The following is a 15,488-nucleotide window of genomic DNA, read 5'->3' as shown; positions in this document are numbered from 1 at the left end:
GATTGAACCCGCTGAAAACATCAACCTATTTGACCCATCCTTATCGTCAATCCGCTGTCCTTTTTCTTAACTCAAATCGCCTCCATGCGTTACCAAAAGAACTCACTCAGCATGCTGGCTATTGGACAATTTTTCGGTAAATCAAGTGATGCTTACATTACAGAAAGGCCATCCAGGTGAGGCACCGTGCATGGGCAGAAAAACTAAAATTCGAAAGAAAGTCCTCAGTAATCGTTTCACGCCGCAGAATTACAGAGCCTTTAAAACTAACATGAAGATTGTCAAAAAGCGCTAGCATCCAGACTTAACAGCCGATCTCGATCTCACCGAATCCATCACACAAATGGCCGAAGATAGCAGCAGCCTGAAAGAGCTGGCTTTTATGTTGGTGAACATGCTGCTCTTCTTTCTGCATGAACTGGCGCGGCGCGGGGTGCTATTCAGTATCGGTGTGATGATTTTTGTTATCGCCTTCTCCATCTGGATGAATGCCAGAAATCGCAACCTGCCATTTATGACAGAGCTACGTCTGATGAAGCTGGCATGGCGCTTGAGCGCTATCCTCAAAGCACGTTCCCGCGAACAAAAAGCCACGTTCAAGGCAGAACAACGGCGCTGGCGCGCGAAAATTATAGCTTTCACCTCTTAACTTAGAGGGGTGCTAGCAAGTTTGAATTATGAAAGGCATTGTTACCCAATACATGTAGGGCTATCACCAATGCTGATAACTGAATCAAAAAATACAAATATCCATTTAAAAAATACGAAGGCATATTTTATGGCGAACATAACATGACAGCAGGGAATGAATATGAACGCCAGAGTAATAAATATGACCGGATCTACCCCTGTATTAAACAGACTTAAATATTTACGAGAGAGAAAATTCTTTTCTTTTCATGCACTGCCTAAATCAAGTTACGGAAACAGTGATATCATAGGTGAATCGAATGATGAATTAACAGAGCACTTTGAATGCTCAGTAACAGGAGAGCTTTTTGATAGTTTCTTTTTCCCATCTGGAATTATTTCAGAATCGCAAAATCTGACAGCAAAACTATACAACTCTGATTATTCTTTCTATATCACCGGTGGAACCAGTACAGCTAACCAAATTGCAATTTCTGCTCTTTATAAAAAAGGAGATAGAGTTCTTGTTGACAAAAACTGTCACCAGTCGGTGCATTTCCATACCAGAGCAATCGGTGCCGAAGTACATTATATCTGTCCAGATTTGCGTACTGAATATGAGGAAATTAGTGCGTGGTCATACGAAAATCTGGAAAAGACTCTTCTGACACTACAGGGGAATGGTAAAATCTGTGATATGGTTATCCTCACTGCACAGTCGTATGAAGGCGTAATCTATGATATTCCTGGTGTTTTGGCACGGCTTCTGGCGGCCGGAATCACTACGCGTAAATTCTTTATTGATGAAGCTTGGGGAAGTCTGAATTATTTCAGCGAAGATATTCGTCCCTTGACAGTAATGAATATCGATTCATTATTAGAGCAATATCCAGACCTTGAAATCATCTGTACCCACTCCGCACACAAATCTCTTTTTTGTCTGCGCCAGGCATCTCTTATCCATTGTCGTGGCACTGATAACCTCGCGGAAAGAATTGAAACTGCTAAATACAGCATTCACACCACTTCACCGAGTTATCCGATCATCGCTTCACTCGATAACGCACAGGCAGTAATGAGTGAACACGGCAATGCCCTCGCTACGCACTCTCGCAGTCTGGTAGATAAATTTGTTAAAGGCATTTCTTCTCTAAAAAAACTCGGTTCTGAAGCTGTCAGTCGGCAAATTTTGAATTCACATTGGCATGTGCATTATGATCCTACAAAAGTGATACTTGATGTTTCATCAATTGGAACAGGTGTTGAGATAAAGCAACGGTTGTGCGAAGAAAACATTTACGTAAAAAGAGTAATCAATAATTTTCTTCTCTTCAATTTCCATATCGGCATCAATGAGCAAGCGGTTTCTGCACTCATCTCTGCACTAGATAAGATATGTCAGGACAAAGATATTCAACGCTATTCAGAAAATGAAATATCAGACAAGTTTATTATTCCTTACCCACCAGGTGTTCCACTTGTTTTTCCTGGGGAAGTTATCGATGAAGTTATAAAAAGTAAAATAGAAAGTCATCGTAAAAGTGGATTTATTATCATCGCAGCATGAATTTTAAAACTTAAATCTATCGAGAATTTAAAATGATTACACTTAGCCGAATGAATGAGATCGCTGCTTTACGCGGTGATCAAACTTGTATCTCTGACAATAAAAATAATTATACATGGAATGATATTATACGACAGACTCAATCCCGCGTAATTTTTCTTAGGCGCTGTTTCAGTGAAGATCAACTCCGCTCGGTTTGCTACCTGTCAAAAAATAATGCGGAACTCATTAGCTGGCTTGCCGCATTCGCCACGTTAGGTATTCCGACTAACGGATTGGATTATTCGCTTCCGATAGAGACTCTCAGCACACTGATTAAAAAAATTAGCCCTGGTTTGTTGCTGGTTTCGTTTAGCCTCTACACACCCGAAGAACTCAGTAATCTAAATATTGCCGGGACAAGCATGCTAGGTGTTAATTCCCCAATTGATCCAGTGATAGAAAGTATTGGCGAATTGCATCATCCTGAACTCAATAGCTTACTTACCGTACCTATCCTATCATCGTTTCGCGCAGTTGCACTGACTTCTGGGACGAGCGCAATACCTAAGGTAGCTCTGCGCTATCGCTCTTTTGATGCCCGACGCTTCGCGTGGTTTACCGAACGATTTAGCTTCAGTGACACAGATGGATTCATGCTCATTCTGCCTCTTTATCACGCTGCGGGTAACGGATGGGCGCGTATGTTTATGGGGCTTGGTGCACCTCTGTATTTGGTCGACCAGGATGATGAGCGGGCGCTCATGCAAACACTCTCTCGAGAGGAAGTTCGGGCAACCGTAATGACACCTAATTTGGTTACCAAGATGATAACTATCTATAAAGATACCGCGATACAACATCACCTGCGCTGGGTACTGGTTGGAGGCTGCTATTTTCCGGTGAAAACCAAACTTGCCGCACGTGCTGTCTTTGGCGATATTTTTTGTGAGTATTACGGATGTACTGAGACGGGAGTGAATGTGCTGTCAGATCCTACTGACATGCTGGTCTGCCCTGCAAGTGTGGGACGCCCTTATGATGGCAATCAGGTAAGGATTCTCGATAGAAACAATAACCCACTTGGTACGGGAGAAACAGGAAGAGTGGCTATATCTAGCTATATGCTTATGGATGAGTACCACGATGGAATTAAACCGTTCATCGTGCTTGAGGGGGAACGCTACTTTTTGATGGCTGATTACGGTTATTTGGATGATAGCGGGAGGCTATTCCTTATGAATCGTAACGGTGAAACCCATAACAAACATGATGTTTACCGCATTGAGGAAACAATTCGTGCTCTGCCATGTATTAAAGATGTCGCCCTAATCGCGATTCAACTGGAGGGAGTTAATCATATGAAATGTATTTTTAGCACTGACCAGCATGGTAAAGAGAAAATTTTTCGATTGTTTGAAAAAATCAAAGAGGAGGCAGGAAAAACTGGGGCTATTAATTTTTCGGCGCACCGTGTTGATGAAATTCCTTACAGCCCAAGCGGAAAAGTTCGCTTTAGTGAAATCATACGTATTCTCGATGCGGCATAAATGAGTAGTATCATAATTTCTGATACCTGAATAAAAACTTGCGAATAGTCAATACGTAGCGATTATGCAAATATAAAAAGTAACTCCTGCCGAATATTTTTAATAAATGATAAAGGTGAATAAATGAATATTTATATAAAAGGGCTCTTCTGCTGCCTTCTGGCCACGGTTTCATGGGGCGCTATGTTTCCCGTAATGACGCAAGCTCTGACCAGAATCGATCCGTTTAATTTTACCACACTCCGTTATGGCATCGCGGGTATTGCTTTCGCGTTACTGCTGCTAATTCGTGAAGGGCGTTCAGCTTTCACTCTGAAGGACGAAAAATGGGGACTGGCTTGGCTCTTTGGAACACTTGGTTTTGCTGGATTCGGTTTTCTGGTATTCCTGGGACAGCATCTCGCAGGGCCAACCGGTGCGCTGACTGCATCTATTATGATGGCGACGATGCCAATGCTTGGGCTCCTCACTATTTGGGCACTGAAAAAGGTTCGTCCTCAGGCCAGTACCTTTGGATTTATTCTACTGTCCTTTAGCGGCGTGATACTGGTCATCACCAATGGTAATCTCTCTGCGGTCCTGAATTCACCAATGAGCCTGACAGCTAATCTTCTGCTGATTGCGGGTGCACTGTGCTGGGTCTTGTATACCATCGGTGGAAGCTACTTTCCGGGCTGGAGCCCGCTGCGTTATACAACGATAACAACGCTGCTGGGGATGACAAGTGTCATCGGTACTGATGTGCTGCTGATGGCCACGGGTAAGATTGCTGTACCGAATTCTTCGGCAATCATCTTCGTCATTCCGCACCTGCTGTATATGGCACTCGTTGCAGGTCTTATTGCGGTTCTTTGCTGGAACATAGGCAACCGGATTATCACCCCCACCAATGGCGTACTTTTTATGGATGTCGTTCCCGTCACCGCTTTTCTTGTATCAGCCCTGAATGGCGTGCTGCCAACGCACATGCAGATTATCGGTGCCGCTATCACGGCCACGGCGTTGGTGCTCAACAACCTGAACCAGCGCAAAATTGCACGGCAGACCGTAAACAAGACAATTCTAAAAACGTCTACCGCCCAGCGTTAAGGCTCATTAGGCTCCCCTCCTTGGAAGAGGGGAGTTTTCCTGCATTAGGATTCTATCTGCCAAATATCTCTTACCGTCTCGATCAGCGCGGCTACCACAGGGGACGTTTCTTTTTCTCGGTCCCAGACAAAACATAGTTGGCTCACAGTTTTCTCTCTAGGCCAGATATATAACTCACCACTATCCTGAAGCGCCAGAGCGATATCCTCCCGCATAAGCGTGATCCCGACTTCCATACCGACCAGCTCCGCTAGTGTTTTTTCCTGGTCGGCGATGATGGAAGGCCGTATCTCAATGCCATGTTTTTTGAGAAAATCCCTTGCTATTGAACTGAAAGAACATTTTTCAGGCGTGGCAATCCAGGGAAACTGCCGGAGCTCATCCCAGCCAGCAGTCTCAAGTTGTTTTTTCCATGCGTGAGGGCCAACAATACATAGCGTAATTGGAGAAACCACGATGGTACCCAATCGCTCTTCGTAAACTTTACCGATGATAAAACCCGCATCCAACTCGCCGGCGATCAGGCTATCAATGATAATACCGGAGATATTCTGACGGATTGTCAGACTGACGTTTTGATGTCGTTGACGCAGCTGGGACAGAACCTGCGGTAGATTAAGGATAACCGGAACTGAAATCGTTCCGAGCGCACAAGTACCAATAGTATTGAGTGAGCGGGCCTTGCTTACAAATTTACTTGCGGCGTCAAGTGCGAGGCGAGCTTCATCGCGCATTATTAAACCTGGTGCGGTTAACTCCATACCACGAGGAGTGCGTTTGAACAGTCGAACGTTAAATTCTGTTTCAAGTGATTTTATATGCGCGCTTATTGCTGGCTGACTAAGAAAAAGTAGACTTGCTGCCTTAGTTAGGCTGGCTGTTTCAGCGACGGTTACAAAGGTCCTGAGCTGGTTTAAATCCATTCCGCTTTCCGCCTGTTATGTGAGGTGATAGATCAGTTTATTCGACTGGTCTAATTTACATTAGAAATTGTTACTTTACGTTAAAAAGTCAACAATTACGCGTCGCCATACCGATGATAAGTAGAATGGTCATTACAAGTTTTTCGGAGGCAAAATTAATAAGATGCTAATACAAGTATCAATAGTGAAAAATACTTGTTATTTGCATTCGTCAGAAACAGTTATCTGGTTTTGGATGAAAAATTTATTCAGACCAATAACATAAATTTTCATGAAAAGTCAGTGTATGTTGACTGGCAGGGAAAAACTCGCTAGCCCCTTTTCTAAAGGGTAAGTCTTAATAATGTCGCTTTGTTTTATGGCCGCGTGACAGACAACAATACCAGAAAGCAATCTGTGCGCATTTGTCTGGTTTAACCACTCGGGGAAACATAAGACAGCAATAAAGCATAGCCATCGTCGAGCTGACCAGAGGCCTGCCCCACTTTGGCGTGAGCATCATTTTTACAATTTCAAGGATTTAATCAACCCTGTGAGATACGTGCTAGAAAATAACGTATTCGAGTATTCTCATGGGACTGAATATGTCACTTATGCTCGAAAAACCTCTCTTGAATGCCAGTCCACAAAACTGTCTGATGGATAATGCTGACTAACCTGCAGCAATTTAATCTGCTTACCTGAGAAATCCCAGAACAGGCGATCAACAATGCCTCCGCCGTTTACGCCCTCGGAAATCACAACGCGCATATGGTCATCCAGCCCAATCGATCCTTTATCAAACGCTTTATGATGAATAGCGCACAGTGCCAGCCCATTAGTGATGTCACAGGGGCCACCGTACTGTTTCCATTTTATGTGCGCGGCTTCCACCGCGACCAGGGCGTTGTCGTGGCGCATATTGAATCCACATATCGCACATTGATAGTGATAAGCGCGCAGCACCAACTGTCGAAAATGGGGATCGCGTTGCTTTAGCATCTCGCTGATGCCAAAACCCAGTTCGTCCGCCAGCTCTTCCTGAATGCTTTCGGGGAAATGTGCTTCAAGGATTTGCTGTGCCAGGTTATCAATTAATTTGCTGTCGCTTTTGACAAGTTCAAAGTGCTCAACATCAAAGCCGCCTGCGACCTGATAACGTTCGAGTTCACCCGCAGGAGGCTGCCTGCTACCTGTTGATGAGCAGTGCTCTGCATTGAGTAGCTCCCAAAAACCGTCACCTTTTAAACGCCAAAAAGGCATATCGGGACGATATTCACGACGATGAGGACCATAACGTTCTAGCAGTGTGTGCATTACAGGCTGAACTTCTGATGCGTAGTCAAATAATCGGGCGTGGCCATTGCGATACTGCGACAGCGTATAGAGCACGAGCAAGGGTTTATGAGGCGCGCGCTGTTCGCCTTTACGCCAGACAGTGATTTCAGAGAGCAGTTTTTGCAGGCTTTTAGCTAATGTCATGACGCAGATTGATAGGAAATAATTGCGATATTGCTCGCAAATTCAATAATGATCAATCGATTAGCAATCAGAAATGCAATTGAGGTGAAAGGTATTCCTTAATCGCAAGAATAAAACCGCCAAGATGTGATGGTCTATGGCTTAAATGGAATCTGTGGGAACGTTCAGTGAAGTCAATAAAGCCCTTATCAAAGCTTAACTTAATACAGCGACATCAAAAACCCCACCGCCACCAATGTATAAAACCCCCCACAGATTACATCAAAACTGCGCCGCGCCCGATTGAGATACGTCTCCGCCGTTTGCGAAGCAAAAATCAGCGCATACAGCCCAAATATCATCACGCCGGTTAGCGCGCAGATAGCAACCAGAACATAGCCCTGCCACTGTGGGGCCCGCGGGTCAGGCCTACGCTGGTGACGGTGAACCGGGTCAGGGCGGCTTTGGGATTCGTAAGGCGCAATCCCAGCCCTTGCAGATAGTAGCCGCGTAAACACGTGTGAGAACGGGCGGGACGTGCCGCCAGGTCGCCAGGGCGAAAGACGCTGCGCAGGGCTTTTGACGCCAGCCAGAGTAAACAGGCCGCGCCGGGCAGTTTTAGCCAGAAAATAAAACCGTGGAAAGAAACCAAAATCGCAGAGATGCCAAAGGCAGTAAGCAAACCCCGGCACTGGGAACCTGAGATGACGCCGGTTGCCAGCACCAGCCCGGCCTGACGGCCGCAGTAGCGATGGGCAGATTGCCCGGTCCGGGCGAGGCGGTGCCAATGGTGTAAACCAGTGAGGTAGCTAAAAACTTAGCGGGGTTGCACAGGGGCAACCCCATTGAACCGCTAATGGCTCTGCTTACTCTCTTCGTCTTTATGCTTCTTCGCCAGGTAATGTCCTGCCGCGCAGCCCGCCACGGCACCGGCAACCGCATGGTGTTTAAGGTGCCCGGCTACGCCGCCGACCAACGCGCCTTTCAGGCAGCCTTCTGCCTGTGCCTGAGAGGCAACCGACATTAACAGGCCAAGCGTGACCACAAAAAGGGGAAGTTTACGCATCGTTTCTTAATCCTTATCGGGAGTGCTGTGTTTACGCTGCGACAATAACCGTAATGAAGCATGAGTGGGCAAAAAAGTGCAGGGCTGTTGCACGACGGTTGTAAAAAAAGTGGTCAGGCCCGATGGCAAAGGTCTGGCACAACGTGTGCCTGCGATAACTGGGGTTTGCGCAGGCAACACCGGGTTCAGGGCTTGCGCATAATCCGTTGGCCATATTCATCAGTGCCCGCCGCGCGCCAGCCGTGTTTTTCATAAAAACGTTCAGCAGGGGAACCTGTATCGGTGGTCAACATCATCGACCGGGCCTGTTGTTGTCTGAACCAGTCGGTGATGTTTTCAAGCAGTTGGCTACCTATCCCGAGCCGCTGAAACGCGGGCTTGATAAACAGGCCACCGATTAACGGATCGGGCGCATAAATACCCAGCCCGTAACCGACATACTCGTCATCGACGTTGGCGATCCAGCCACCGCCCTGGCGGATATCGTCAAGCGCCTGCTCACGCTGCAGGTAGCGGATCTGGTGAGCATGCAGCCGGTTTTCCGTCACCGAGAAGCGGATTTCATACATCTCTTTCAGATGCCGATCGGCCAGTTTTTCGTAGGTAATATGCATAGTGCCTCGCAAATCATCATCGAACCGTTGATGTCATGACCTTACCGGTTTGCGCCTGAACAGCATCTCAACGCGCCGGGGCGATCGCGCGCCGGTGAGGCTGACGGCAGGTTAACGCCATTCTTTGACGTTCATCACAGCCTGTGCTTTTTGCGACGCTATCACCTCGCTTCCCGGAGAAAAAATGTAATAAATACCGCGTGATCAATTCAATTATCGGGACGCAAAATGAAGAAAAAATTAACCTGTTTATCCCTGGTGGCCGGAAGCCTGCTGATGGGATATGGACCCGCACTGCTTGCCGCACCGTTACCGCAAACCCCGGATACTCACATCCCCGTGAGCCGCTATATCACCGCGCTGAATCCCGATCACTCCATTACCTTTCGCCTGTTTGCGCCCGCCGCGAAGCAGGTTGCTGTGGTCACGGGGGCCACGCCGCTGAGCCAGCAGTCCCATGATATGAAAAAGGACAGTGCCGGTATCTGGTCGTGGACCAGCGAGCCGATGAAGCCCGATTTATATGAGTACTATTTTGATGTGGATGGTTTCCGCACGCCGGATACCGGCAGCCGCTTTACCAAACCGCAGCGCCAGGTGAACACCAGTATGATTCTGGTGCCGGGCAGCATTCTGGATGAGCGTAACGTGGCGCACGGCGATGTGCTGACGCTGACGTATCATTCCACCGCACTGAAATCCGAACGTCAGGTCTTTGTCTGGGCACCGCCGGGCTATAAGGCAGACGGTAAACCGTTACCGGTGCTCTACTTCTATCACGGTTTTGGCGATACCGGGCTGTCCGCCATCTCGCAGCTCCGCCTGCCGCAGATCATGGACAACCTGCTGGCCGAAGGCAAAATCACGCCGATGCTGGTTGTGGTGCCCGATACCGAAACGGACATCGTGCAGGCCATTCCTGAAAACTTTCCCCCAGCCGACCGTCGCAAAGACTTTTATCCCCTCAATGCCGCCGCCGCCGATAAGGAACTGATGCAGGACATTATCCCGCTGGTGGAAAAGCGCTTTACCGTCAGTCGCAAACCGGCAGACCGGGCGATAGCCGGACTGTCTCAGGGCGGCTATCAGGCGCTGGTGTCAGGCATGACGCACCTGAACGAATTTGGCTGGCTGGCCAGCTTTAGCGGCGTGACCACCAGTACGGTGCCGAATGAGGCTGTGACACGCCAGCTGAGTCAGGCGCAGGCGGTGAATAAGCAGCTGAAAAACGTTACGCTGGCGGTGGGCGATAAAGATATCGTGACCGGCAAAGACATTGCCGGACTCAAAGCCGAGCTGGAAAAGCAGGGCGTAAACTTCCATTACACTCAATATCCGGGGTTGGGGCATGAGATGGATGTCTGGCGACCTGCGTATATCGAATTTGTGCAGCAGGTATTTAAACCGCAGCAGCCATAGTCAGGCCCGATCCCTTCCTGTGACGGTGATTCAGGGCAGCATTTACGGAATCACCGTTATTAACAGCATTCTTCCCCGGCTACGCTAAACAACGTCGCTGAAATACCCTGCACGTCCTTTAAAAAGCGTTTTTATTTATTTCTTCAGCCTGCCGTGTCAGGTAAGTAAAAAATCACTACCCTTGTCGATAGTAAATGCTGCAAACGCCGTGTGGGAAAAACCTGCGTCAGCCATTTTTCAAAATGACCGGTATTGATGTATTTAAGTTACCCGTTAACCGGATGCGGCAATATTATCCTTTTTAGTTTTTCTCTCTCTCTCCATTTTTCACTGGTCTGCAATGCTTAATTCGTAGCACGCGAAGGATACAGGCGCGTTGAGCTGCGGGCAGGAAATGGGGTCAATACCTTGTGCAGCAGGCGTTGTAAAAGGCTTCGCAATCCGGACCAGCATAAAATAAAGATTTTAATTCCTGAAACCTTATTAAATAACAAGGGATTAACGATCAATCTTTTAATTTTGATAGGTTAAATCATAGCTTAACCCGATAAATAACATTTGATTGATAGTCTGTAGCGATCAATAATCAGGCTACTTCATCGCGTTGAATCAGAGCATGGGAATGGAAATCCACAATCTCGATAATAACAACCGTGCCTGGTGGTTCATTGCTGAACCTGTCGTTAACAACGCGTCGACATTAATTGCTGTAGAAGTTCTGACGCGATTCGCCGCACCGGGAACCCCCTGTTTTCATATTGCGAAATTAAATAAACAACAGAAAATAAAGCTGTTACGAGAACAACTTTCTTTAATCGATAAGAAGCGTCATTTTTTTGAAGAAAACCAGTTGCTGTGTTCTGTAAATGTCGATCTGGAAATGGCTTTTGCGCTGCTGGAAGAACGGGATATTGTTGAGCTCGCCACAGCGCACTCTTTTCTTCGCATTGAAGTCGCGGAACACTTTCCCGATCTTGCGCAGGGATTAAATAATCCCTTACTCCGGGAACTACATAATAAATACACGTTATGGCTGGATGATTTTGGCAGTGCGGCTTCCCACTTTCCCTGTTTACAGCGTGGAATGTATGAAGCCGTGAAAATGGATAAGCATTTTTTCTGGCGGCATCAAAACAGCCCCGTCTGGCAAGCCACGCTGGCGGAAATTAAACACTATTGTGAATTTATTATTGTAGAAGGCGTCGAAACGGCGCAACACTTCGAATTCGCCAGACCGCACGCTGCGGCATTTCAGGGCTATTTGTTTGAGGCGTTTTTATTCGATACGCTCGCGTAACCGCTCAGCGATAATTCATACCGGGCTTTCTTTCTTCAGTAAGAAAGGCCCGCATAATGCGTTGGCCAGACAGCCTGATGCTGTCAAAGAAAAACCGTGCCCTGCGATTTACGGCAGTCGCGTGGGCTACAACCGAACCAGCGGCGAAAGGCGCGTGAGAAGGCGCTGACTTCAGAATAGCCCAACAGCAAGGCCATTTCAGAGACCGACAGATGGTGTTGTTTCAGGTAATGCGTCGCCATCTCTTTGCGGACGCTGTCGACCAGGGCGGAAAAACTGGTTTGCTCATCGCGCAGTCGCCGCTGTAACGACCAGGCAGACAGTCCCTGTTTTTCGGCGATAATGTCCAGTGAGGGTTCGCCATTGAGTAGCTGAAGGTGAATGTCGGTGCGGGTTTGATTAACGGTATCCTGAATGATGACGGGCGGGCTGAGCCGACGGATCGCATCCTGCATCACCAGCAGCAGCATGGGATCGTGATCCGGCATTTTGCGGCCCAGATCCGTTTTGGCGATGATCATCGAGTTAAAGGGCTGATCGAAATAGACCGGCGCATCAAAGACTTTACAGTGTTCGTGCCAGTGCTCAGGGCGCGGATGCTCGAAATGCACTTCACGCGGTGCCCAGTGGCGTCCTGCCGCGTGGCGAATCAGGTTAAGAAACATGCCTAACGTCAGTTCTGCATCCTGACGGCGCTGCAGAATCGCGCCGTGACGCACCTGATAATCCAGCTGCCAGCAGTCGCTGCGCTCCGTCAGACGAATACAGGTGTTGTGTTGATGGTAGGGAAAAGCATTGACCACGTTTTGCAGCGCCTGTTCCAGCGTGGCCGAGCACAGACCAATATAGCCAATCAGACCCAGAGACTGTGGCCGGAACTGATGACCATACTGTAAACCGAAGTTGTCCACGCCCGCCTGGCTGGCCGCTTCTTCCAGCACCCGACAGTAATTGACCAGGTCCAGGCTCAGCGTCGGGCAGGCGAGCGTATCCGGATCGATCCCGCTGATGCCGAAAATACGATCCACATCGCCGCCCTGGGCGTTAATGAAATCACCCAGTCCCGTCGCGGCGGCCGACAGGACGCCACGGTGACTGCTACCCGCGCTGGACATGGCCGTTATGGCGGCCTCTGGAAATCTGCTGGTCATGATGTTTTCCGCCTGCAACTGAACATCGTTAGCTTCTGCAAGAAACATACCAGCCGTCAGGCACCAGTTAACAGGCACTTAGCATCGCCCCCGTGAAGATTGCACCGCGATCTGTCATTCAGGCACCGCCAGAGTGCGCTAGACGCCAATCGGCAATCGGGCCCCTTCGAGATAGCGGTGGCACAGGCGTACCGTGTCGTTCGCCCACCCGTCGCCCAGGCTGCGCGCCATTTCTGTTTCGCGATGGGAAGCGACCCAGGCGGTCAGCTGTATACGGCGCTGAATCAGCATGGACGGGATCATCGCCAGCTCCTCATCGCTGACGTGTGCCACCTGTTCGTAGCCGTTTAGCCAGTTTTCCACCCACTGTGGGGCGCTGGGATGGTGTTCAACAAAGCTGATCGCGGCGGCAAGATCGTGCAAATACCAGCCCATTCCGCAGTCATCAAAATCAATGACCCGCGTTTCGCCTTTGTGTACCAGCAGATTGGTCAGGCGAAGGTCGGCGTGAATCAGACCATAGCGGTCGGGCGACTGGCCAAACGCTGCCATCTCACGGCCGACATGCGACAGCGTTTCTTCGATCACGCCATGTTGTGATGGCGCTAAACCGGCCACATCGCGCCAGTCACCCCAGTGACCTGTGGGGGAAACCATCGTGTGATGATCCCAGACGATACGGCGAAAGGTTTGTGGCTTTTGCCAGCGCCGACTGTGGTGGTGGAGCTGCGCGGTGATGCGGCCTAACTGGCGAAAGGCGGCCGGATCGACCGCATCGGTGAGCATCTCGCCCTCGATCCAGTGAAACAGCACAGCATAGCGTTCACTGCCGTCCGGCAGCGGCAGCGTCTGAATGCGGTTATCGTGCCCGTCGCGCACCGCCACCGGCACGCAGATGTCTGCGGCCTGAAGCGCATCCAGCCAGTGCAGCTCGCTTTCAATATCCTGCTTAGCGTGGTAATCGCCGCGGTGAATACGTAACGCGTACCGGCCCTGCGGCGTGCTGACAGACAGGGTGGCGTTCTCGGAACGGCACAGAAGTTTGACCTCTGCATGCAAACAGGCCGGATACGCCTGCAACGCCTGGTGGGCAAGCTGAAGAATGCTGTCGTTCGTTAAGGTGTCATATTGCTTAATGCTCATGTCTGTCTCCCTTTCTCTGCGTGTGGAGGCAGCATGGCGCTGAACCGGCCTGGCGCGCTTGACCTGAGAGCAGGCAAAAATTGACTTCGGCAGAGGCGTCACAACCCGACCCGGGTCAACTTGACCCCAGCCGACGTGTTTCTGTTTTCTGCGGTCAAGTTTTTCTGTTGCGGCTGTGTCCATCATCTACCCGTCAGCTTTTTAGGCATCGCCTTTTCACTTTACACAGACGGGGAACGCAGTGATGAAAGAGAAACTGAAACCCACCCTTGGTACCCTGCAACTCTGGGGCATCGCTGTGGGACTGGTTATATCGGGAGAATATTTCGGCTGGAGCTATGGCTGGGGAGCCGCGGGTACGCTGGGCTTTCTGGTCACGACGTTTTTTGTCGCCGCCATGTACACCTGTTTTATCTTCAGCTTTACCGAACTGACGACCGCCATTCCGCAGGCCGGAGGACCGTTTGCCTACAGTCGCCGTGCTTTCGGTGATACCGGCGGGCTGATTGCGGGCATTGCCACCTTAATCGAGTTTGTGTTTGCGCCCCCGGCCATTGCTATGGCGATAGGCGCCTACCTCAATGTGCAGTTTCCGGAAGTGAATCCTAAGCTCATTGCGGTCTGTGCCTACCTGATCTTTATGGGACTGAACATCATCGGCGTCAGCATTGCGGCAACCTTTGAGTTGCTGGTGACGCTGCTGGCGGTGATTGAACTGCTGGTGTTTATGGGCGTGGTCGCGCCGGGCTTCAGCCTGACGAATTTTGTCGCCCATGGCTGGGCAGGGCAGGATACGTTCTCTCTGGCCTCGGTATCCGGGATGTTTGCCGCCATTCCTTTTGCCATCTGGTTTTTCCTTGCCATTGAAGGCGTTGCCATGGCAGCCGAAGAGGCAAAAGACCCACGCCGGACCATTCCCCGCGCCTACATCAGCGGTATTTTAACGCTGGTGGTGCTGGCGATGGGCGTCATGGTGTTTGCCGGAGGGGCAGGTGACTGGCGCACGCTGTCAGGCATTAACGATCCGCTGCCGCAGGCCATGAAAATGCTGGTCGGTAACGATTCACGCTGGATGCACATGCTGGTGTGGATTGGCCTGTTCGGCCTGATTGCCAGTTTCCACGGCATTATCATGGGCTATTCGCGTCAGTTCTTTGCGCTGGCGCGGGAAGGTTATCTACCGCCTTCACTGGCAAAACTGTCGCGCTTTAATACACCGCACCGGGCGATCCTGGCGGGCGGTGTGGTCGGCATTGTTGCCATTTTCTCTGACGGCATCAGCTTTCAGGGAATGAGTCTGACCGCCGCGATGATCACCATGTCGGTGTTTGGGGCGATCGTCATGTACATCATGAGTATGCTGAGCCTGTTTAAACTGCGTCGCACGGATCCGACACTGGCACGTAGCTACCGTGCACCGGGTTATCCGGTGATCCCCGCCATCGCCCTGTGTGGCTCGGTGATCTGCCTGATCGCGATGCTGTGGTTTAACCCGCAGATCGGCGCGCTGTTCGTGGGCTTTATGGTGGCAGGCTATCTCTACTTCCTGACCACGCACTCCCGCCGCGGTGCTGTCGCGCAGCGCTCTGTTGCCGCAGAAACCGATTAACGTTTATACCC

General features: G+C 49.7%; 14 protein-coding genes. 7 read left to right on the top strand and 7 right to left on the bottom strand.

The features are described 5' to 3' along the window. Positions 1–343 precede the first annotated feature (343 nt). The 4 genes from GC087_RS19865 (at position 344) to GC087_RS19850 (ending at position 4,815) form a co-directional block, all read left to right on the top strand. The gene (locus GC087_RS19865) at positions 344–649 is read left to right on the top strand and encodes a hypothetical protein (RefSeq protein WP_324029138.1); all 306 of its coding nucleotides are present in this window, start codon (positions 344–346) and stop codon (positions 647–649) included. 162 nt (positions 650–811) lie between these two features. Then, positions 812–2,197: an aminotransferase class I/II-fold pyridoxal phosphate-dependent enzyme gene (locus tag GC087_RS19860; RefSeq protein WP_324029135.1), complete on the top strand. Its 1,386-nt coding sequence runs from the start codon at positions 812–814 to the stop codon at positions 2,195–2,197. Positions 2,198–2,229: 32 nt separating this feature from the next. After that, the gene (locus tag GC087_RS19855; protein ID WP_324029133.1) at positions 2,230–3,726 is read left to right on the top strand and encodes a class I adenylate-forming enzyme family protein; all 1,497 of its coding nucleotides are present in this window, start codon (positions 2,230–2,232) and stop codon (positions 3,724–3,726) included. A 123-nt stretch (positions 3,727–3,849) separates the two neighbouring features. After that, positions 3,850–4,815 (top strand): DMT family transporter, encoded by a 966-nt coding sequence (locus GC087_RS19850; protein ID WP_324029132.1) that lies wholly within the window; start codon positions 3,850–3,852, stop codon positions 4,813–4,815. 44 nt (positions 4,816–4,859) lie between these two features. Here GC087_RS19850 and GC087_RS19845 read toward each other — a convergent pair whose 3' ends face one another. The 5 genes from GC087_RS19845 to GC087_RS19825 all read right to left on the bottom strand — a co-directional run bounded on the left by GC087_RS19845 (position 4,860) and on the right by GC087_RS19825 (position 8,858). After that, complete coding sequence (locus GC087_RS19845; RefSeq protein WP_324029130.1) at positions 4,860–5,738, bottom strand: LysR family transcriptional regulator; 879 nt, start codon at positions 5,736–5,738, stop codon at positions 4,860–4,862. A gap of 591 nt (positions 5,739–6,329) precedes the next feature. Further along, positions 6,330–7,199 carry a phosphorothioated DNA-binding restriction endonuclease gene (locus tag GC087_RS19840; protein ID WP_324029128.1) on the bottom strand — a complete coding sequence of 290 codons (870 nt, stop codon included), beginning with the start codon at positions 7,197–7,199 and terminating at the stop codon, positions 6,330–6,332. A gap of 349 nt (positions 7,200–7,548) precedes the next feature. After that, positions 7,549–7,902 (bottom strand): LysE family translocator, encoded by a 354-nt coding sequence (locus tag GC087_RS19835; RefSeq protein ID WP_324029126.1) that lies wholly within the window; start codon positions 7,900–7,902, stop codon positions 7,549–7,551. Between the two features lie 129 nt (positions 7,903–8,031). Further along, entirely contained in the window at positions 8,032–8,244 is a 213-nt protein-coding gene (locus GC087_RS19830; protein WP_033740144.1) for a hypothetical protein, read from the bottom strand. A gap of 185 nt (positions 8,245–8,429) precedes the next feature. Next, positions 8,430–8,858: a GNAT family N-acetyltransferase gene (locus tag GC087_RS19825; protein WP_054634563.1), complete on the bottom strand. Its 429-nt coding sequence runs from the start codon at positions 8,856–8,858 to the stop codon at positions 8,430–8,432. A gap of 276 nt (positions 8,859–9,134) precedes the next feature. Here GC087_RS19825 and GC087_RS19820 point away from each other — a divergent pair, with 276 nt between their 5' ends. Both GC087_RS19820 and GC087_RS19815 read left to right on the top strand, forming a co-directional pair. Then, entirely contained in the window at positions 9,135–10,277 is a 1,143-nt protein-coding gene (locus GC087_RS19820; protein ID WP_324030665.1) for an alpha/beta hydrolase-fold protein, read from the top strand. Positions 10,278–10,899: 622 nt separating this feature from the next. After that, positions 10,900–11,574, top strand: coding sequence for an EAL domain-containing protein (locus GC087_RS19815; protein WP_226374785.1), 675 nt, complete (start codon positions 10,900–10,902; stop codon positions 11,572–11,574). Between the two features lie 83 nt (positions 11,575–11,657). On the opposite strand, the gene GC087_RS19810 is transcribed toward GC087_RS19815, so the two are convergent. Both GC087_RS19810 and GC087_RS19805 read right to left on the bottom strand, forming a co-directional pair. Continuing rightward, positions 11,658–12,725 carry an AraC-like transcriptional regulator QhpR gene (locus GC087_RS19810; RefSeq protein ID WP_033740338.1) on the bottom strand — a complete coding sequence of 356 codons (1,068 nt, stop codon included), beginning with the start codon at positions 12,723–12,725 and terminating at the stop codon, positions 11,658–11,660. Positions 12,726–12,863: 138 nt separating this feature from the next. Beyond that, positions 12,864–13,868 carry a phosphotransferase enzyme family protein gene (locus GC087_RS19805; RefSeq protein ID WP_058708680.1) on the bottom strand — a complete coding sequence of 335 codons (1,005 nt, stop codon included), beginning with the start codon at positions 13,866–13,868 and terminating at the stop codon, positions 12,864–12,866. Between the two features lie 244 nt (positions 13,869–14,112). Between GC087_RS19805 and eat the strand changes: the two genes are divergently transcribed. Then, positions 14,113–15,477, top strand: a complete 1,365-nt coding sequence (gene eat, locus GC087_RS19800; protein ID WP_033740149.1) for an ethanolamine permease — start codon at positions 14,113–14,115, stop codon at positions 15,475–15,477. Positions 15,478–15,488: the final 11 nt, after the last annotated feature.

It is taken from the genome of Pantoea sp. JZ2, assembly GCF_035191405.1.
GTDB lineage: Bacteria > Pseudomonadota > Gammaproteobacteria > Enterobacterales > Enterobacteriaceae > Pantoea > Pantoea stewartii.
Note: the sequence above shows the minus strand (reverse complement) of the source record. Positions and strands in the feature narration are given on the sequence as shown.

Excerpts from the sequence above, each read along its gene's own strand:
- GC087_RS19865 (WP_324029138.1), top strand. The coding sequence starts at position 344 with ATGGCCGAAGATAGCAGCAGCCTGAAAGAGCTGGCTTTTATGTTGGTG.
- GC087_RS19860 (WP_324029135.1), top strand. The coding sequence starts at position 812 with ATGAACGCCAGAGTAATAAATATGACCGGATCTACCCCTGTATTAAAC.
- GC087_RS19855 (WP_324029133.1), top strand. The coding sequence starts at position 2,230 with ATGATTACACTTAGCCGAATGAATGAGATCGCTGCTTTACGCGGTGAT.
- GC087_RS19850 (WP_324029132.1), top strand. The coding sequence starts at position 3,850 with ATGAATATTTATATAAAAGGGCTCTTCTGCTGCCTTCTGGCCACGGTT.
- GC087_RS19845 (WP_324029130.1), bottom strand. The coding sequence starts at position 5,738 with ATGGATTTAAACCAGCTCAGGACCTTTGTAACCGTCGCTGAAACAGCC.
- GC087_RS19840 (WP_324029128.1), bottom strand. The coding sequence starts at position 7,199 with ATGACATTAGCTAAAAGCCTGCAAAAACTGCTCTCTGAAATCACTGTC.
- GC087_RS19830 (WP_033740144.1), bottom strand. The coding sequence starts at position 8,244 with ATGCGTAAACTTCCCCTTTTTGTGGTCACGCTTGGCCTGTTAATGTCG.
- GC087_RS19825 (WP_054634563.1), bottom strand. The coding sequence starts at position 8,858 with ATGCATATTACCTACGAAAAACTGGCCGATCGGCATCTGAAAGAGATG.
- GC087_RS19820 (WP_324030665.1), top strand. The coding sequence starts at position 9,135 with ATGGGATATGGACCCGCACTGCTTGCCGCACCGTTACCGCAAACCCCG.
- GC087_RS19815 (WP_226374785.1), top strand. The coding sequence starts at position 10,900 with ATGGAAATCCACAATCTCGATAATAACAACCGTGCCTGGTGGTTCATT.
- GC087_RS19810 (WP_033740338.1), bottom strand. The coding sequence starts at position 12,725 with ATGACCAGCAGATTTCCAGAGGCCGCCATAACGGCCATGTCCAGCGCG.
- GC087_RS19805 (WP_058708680.1), bottom strand. The coding sequence starts at position 13,868 with ATGAGCATTAAGCAATATGACACCTTAACGAACGACAGCATTCTTCAG.
- eat (WP_033740149.1), top strand. The coding sequence starts at position 14,113 with ATGAAAGAGAAACTGAAACCCACCCTTGGTACCCTGCAACTCTGGGGC.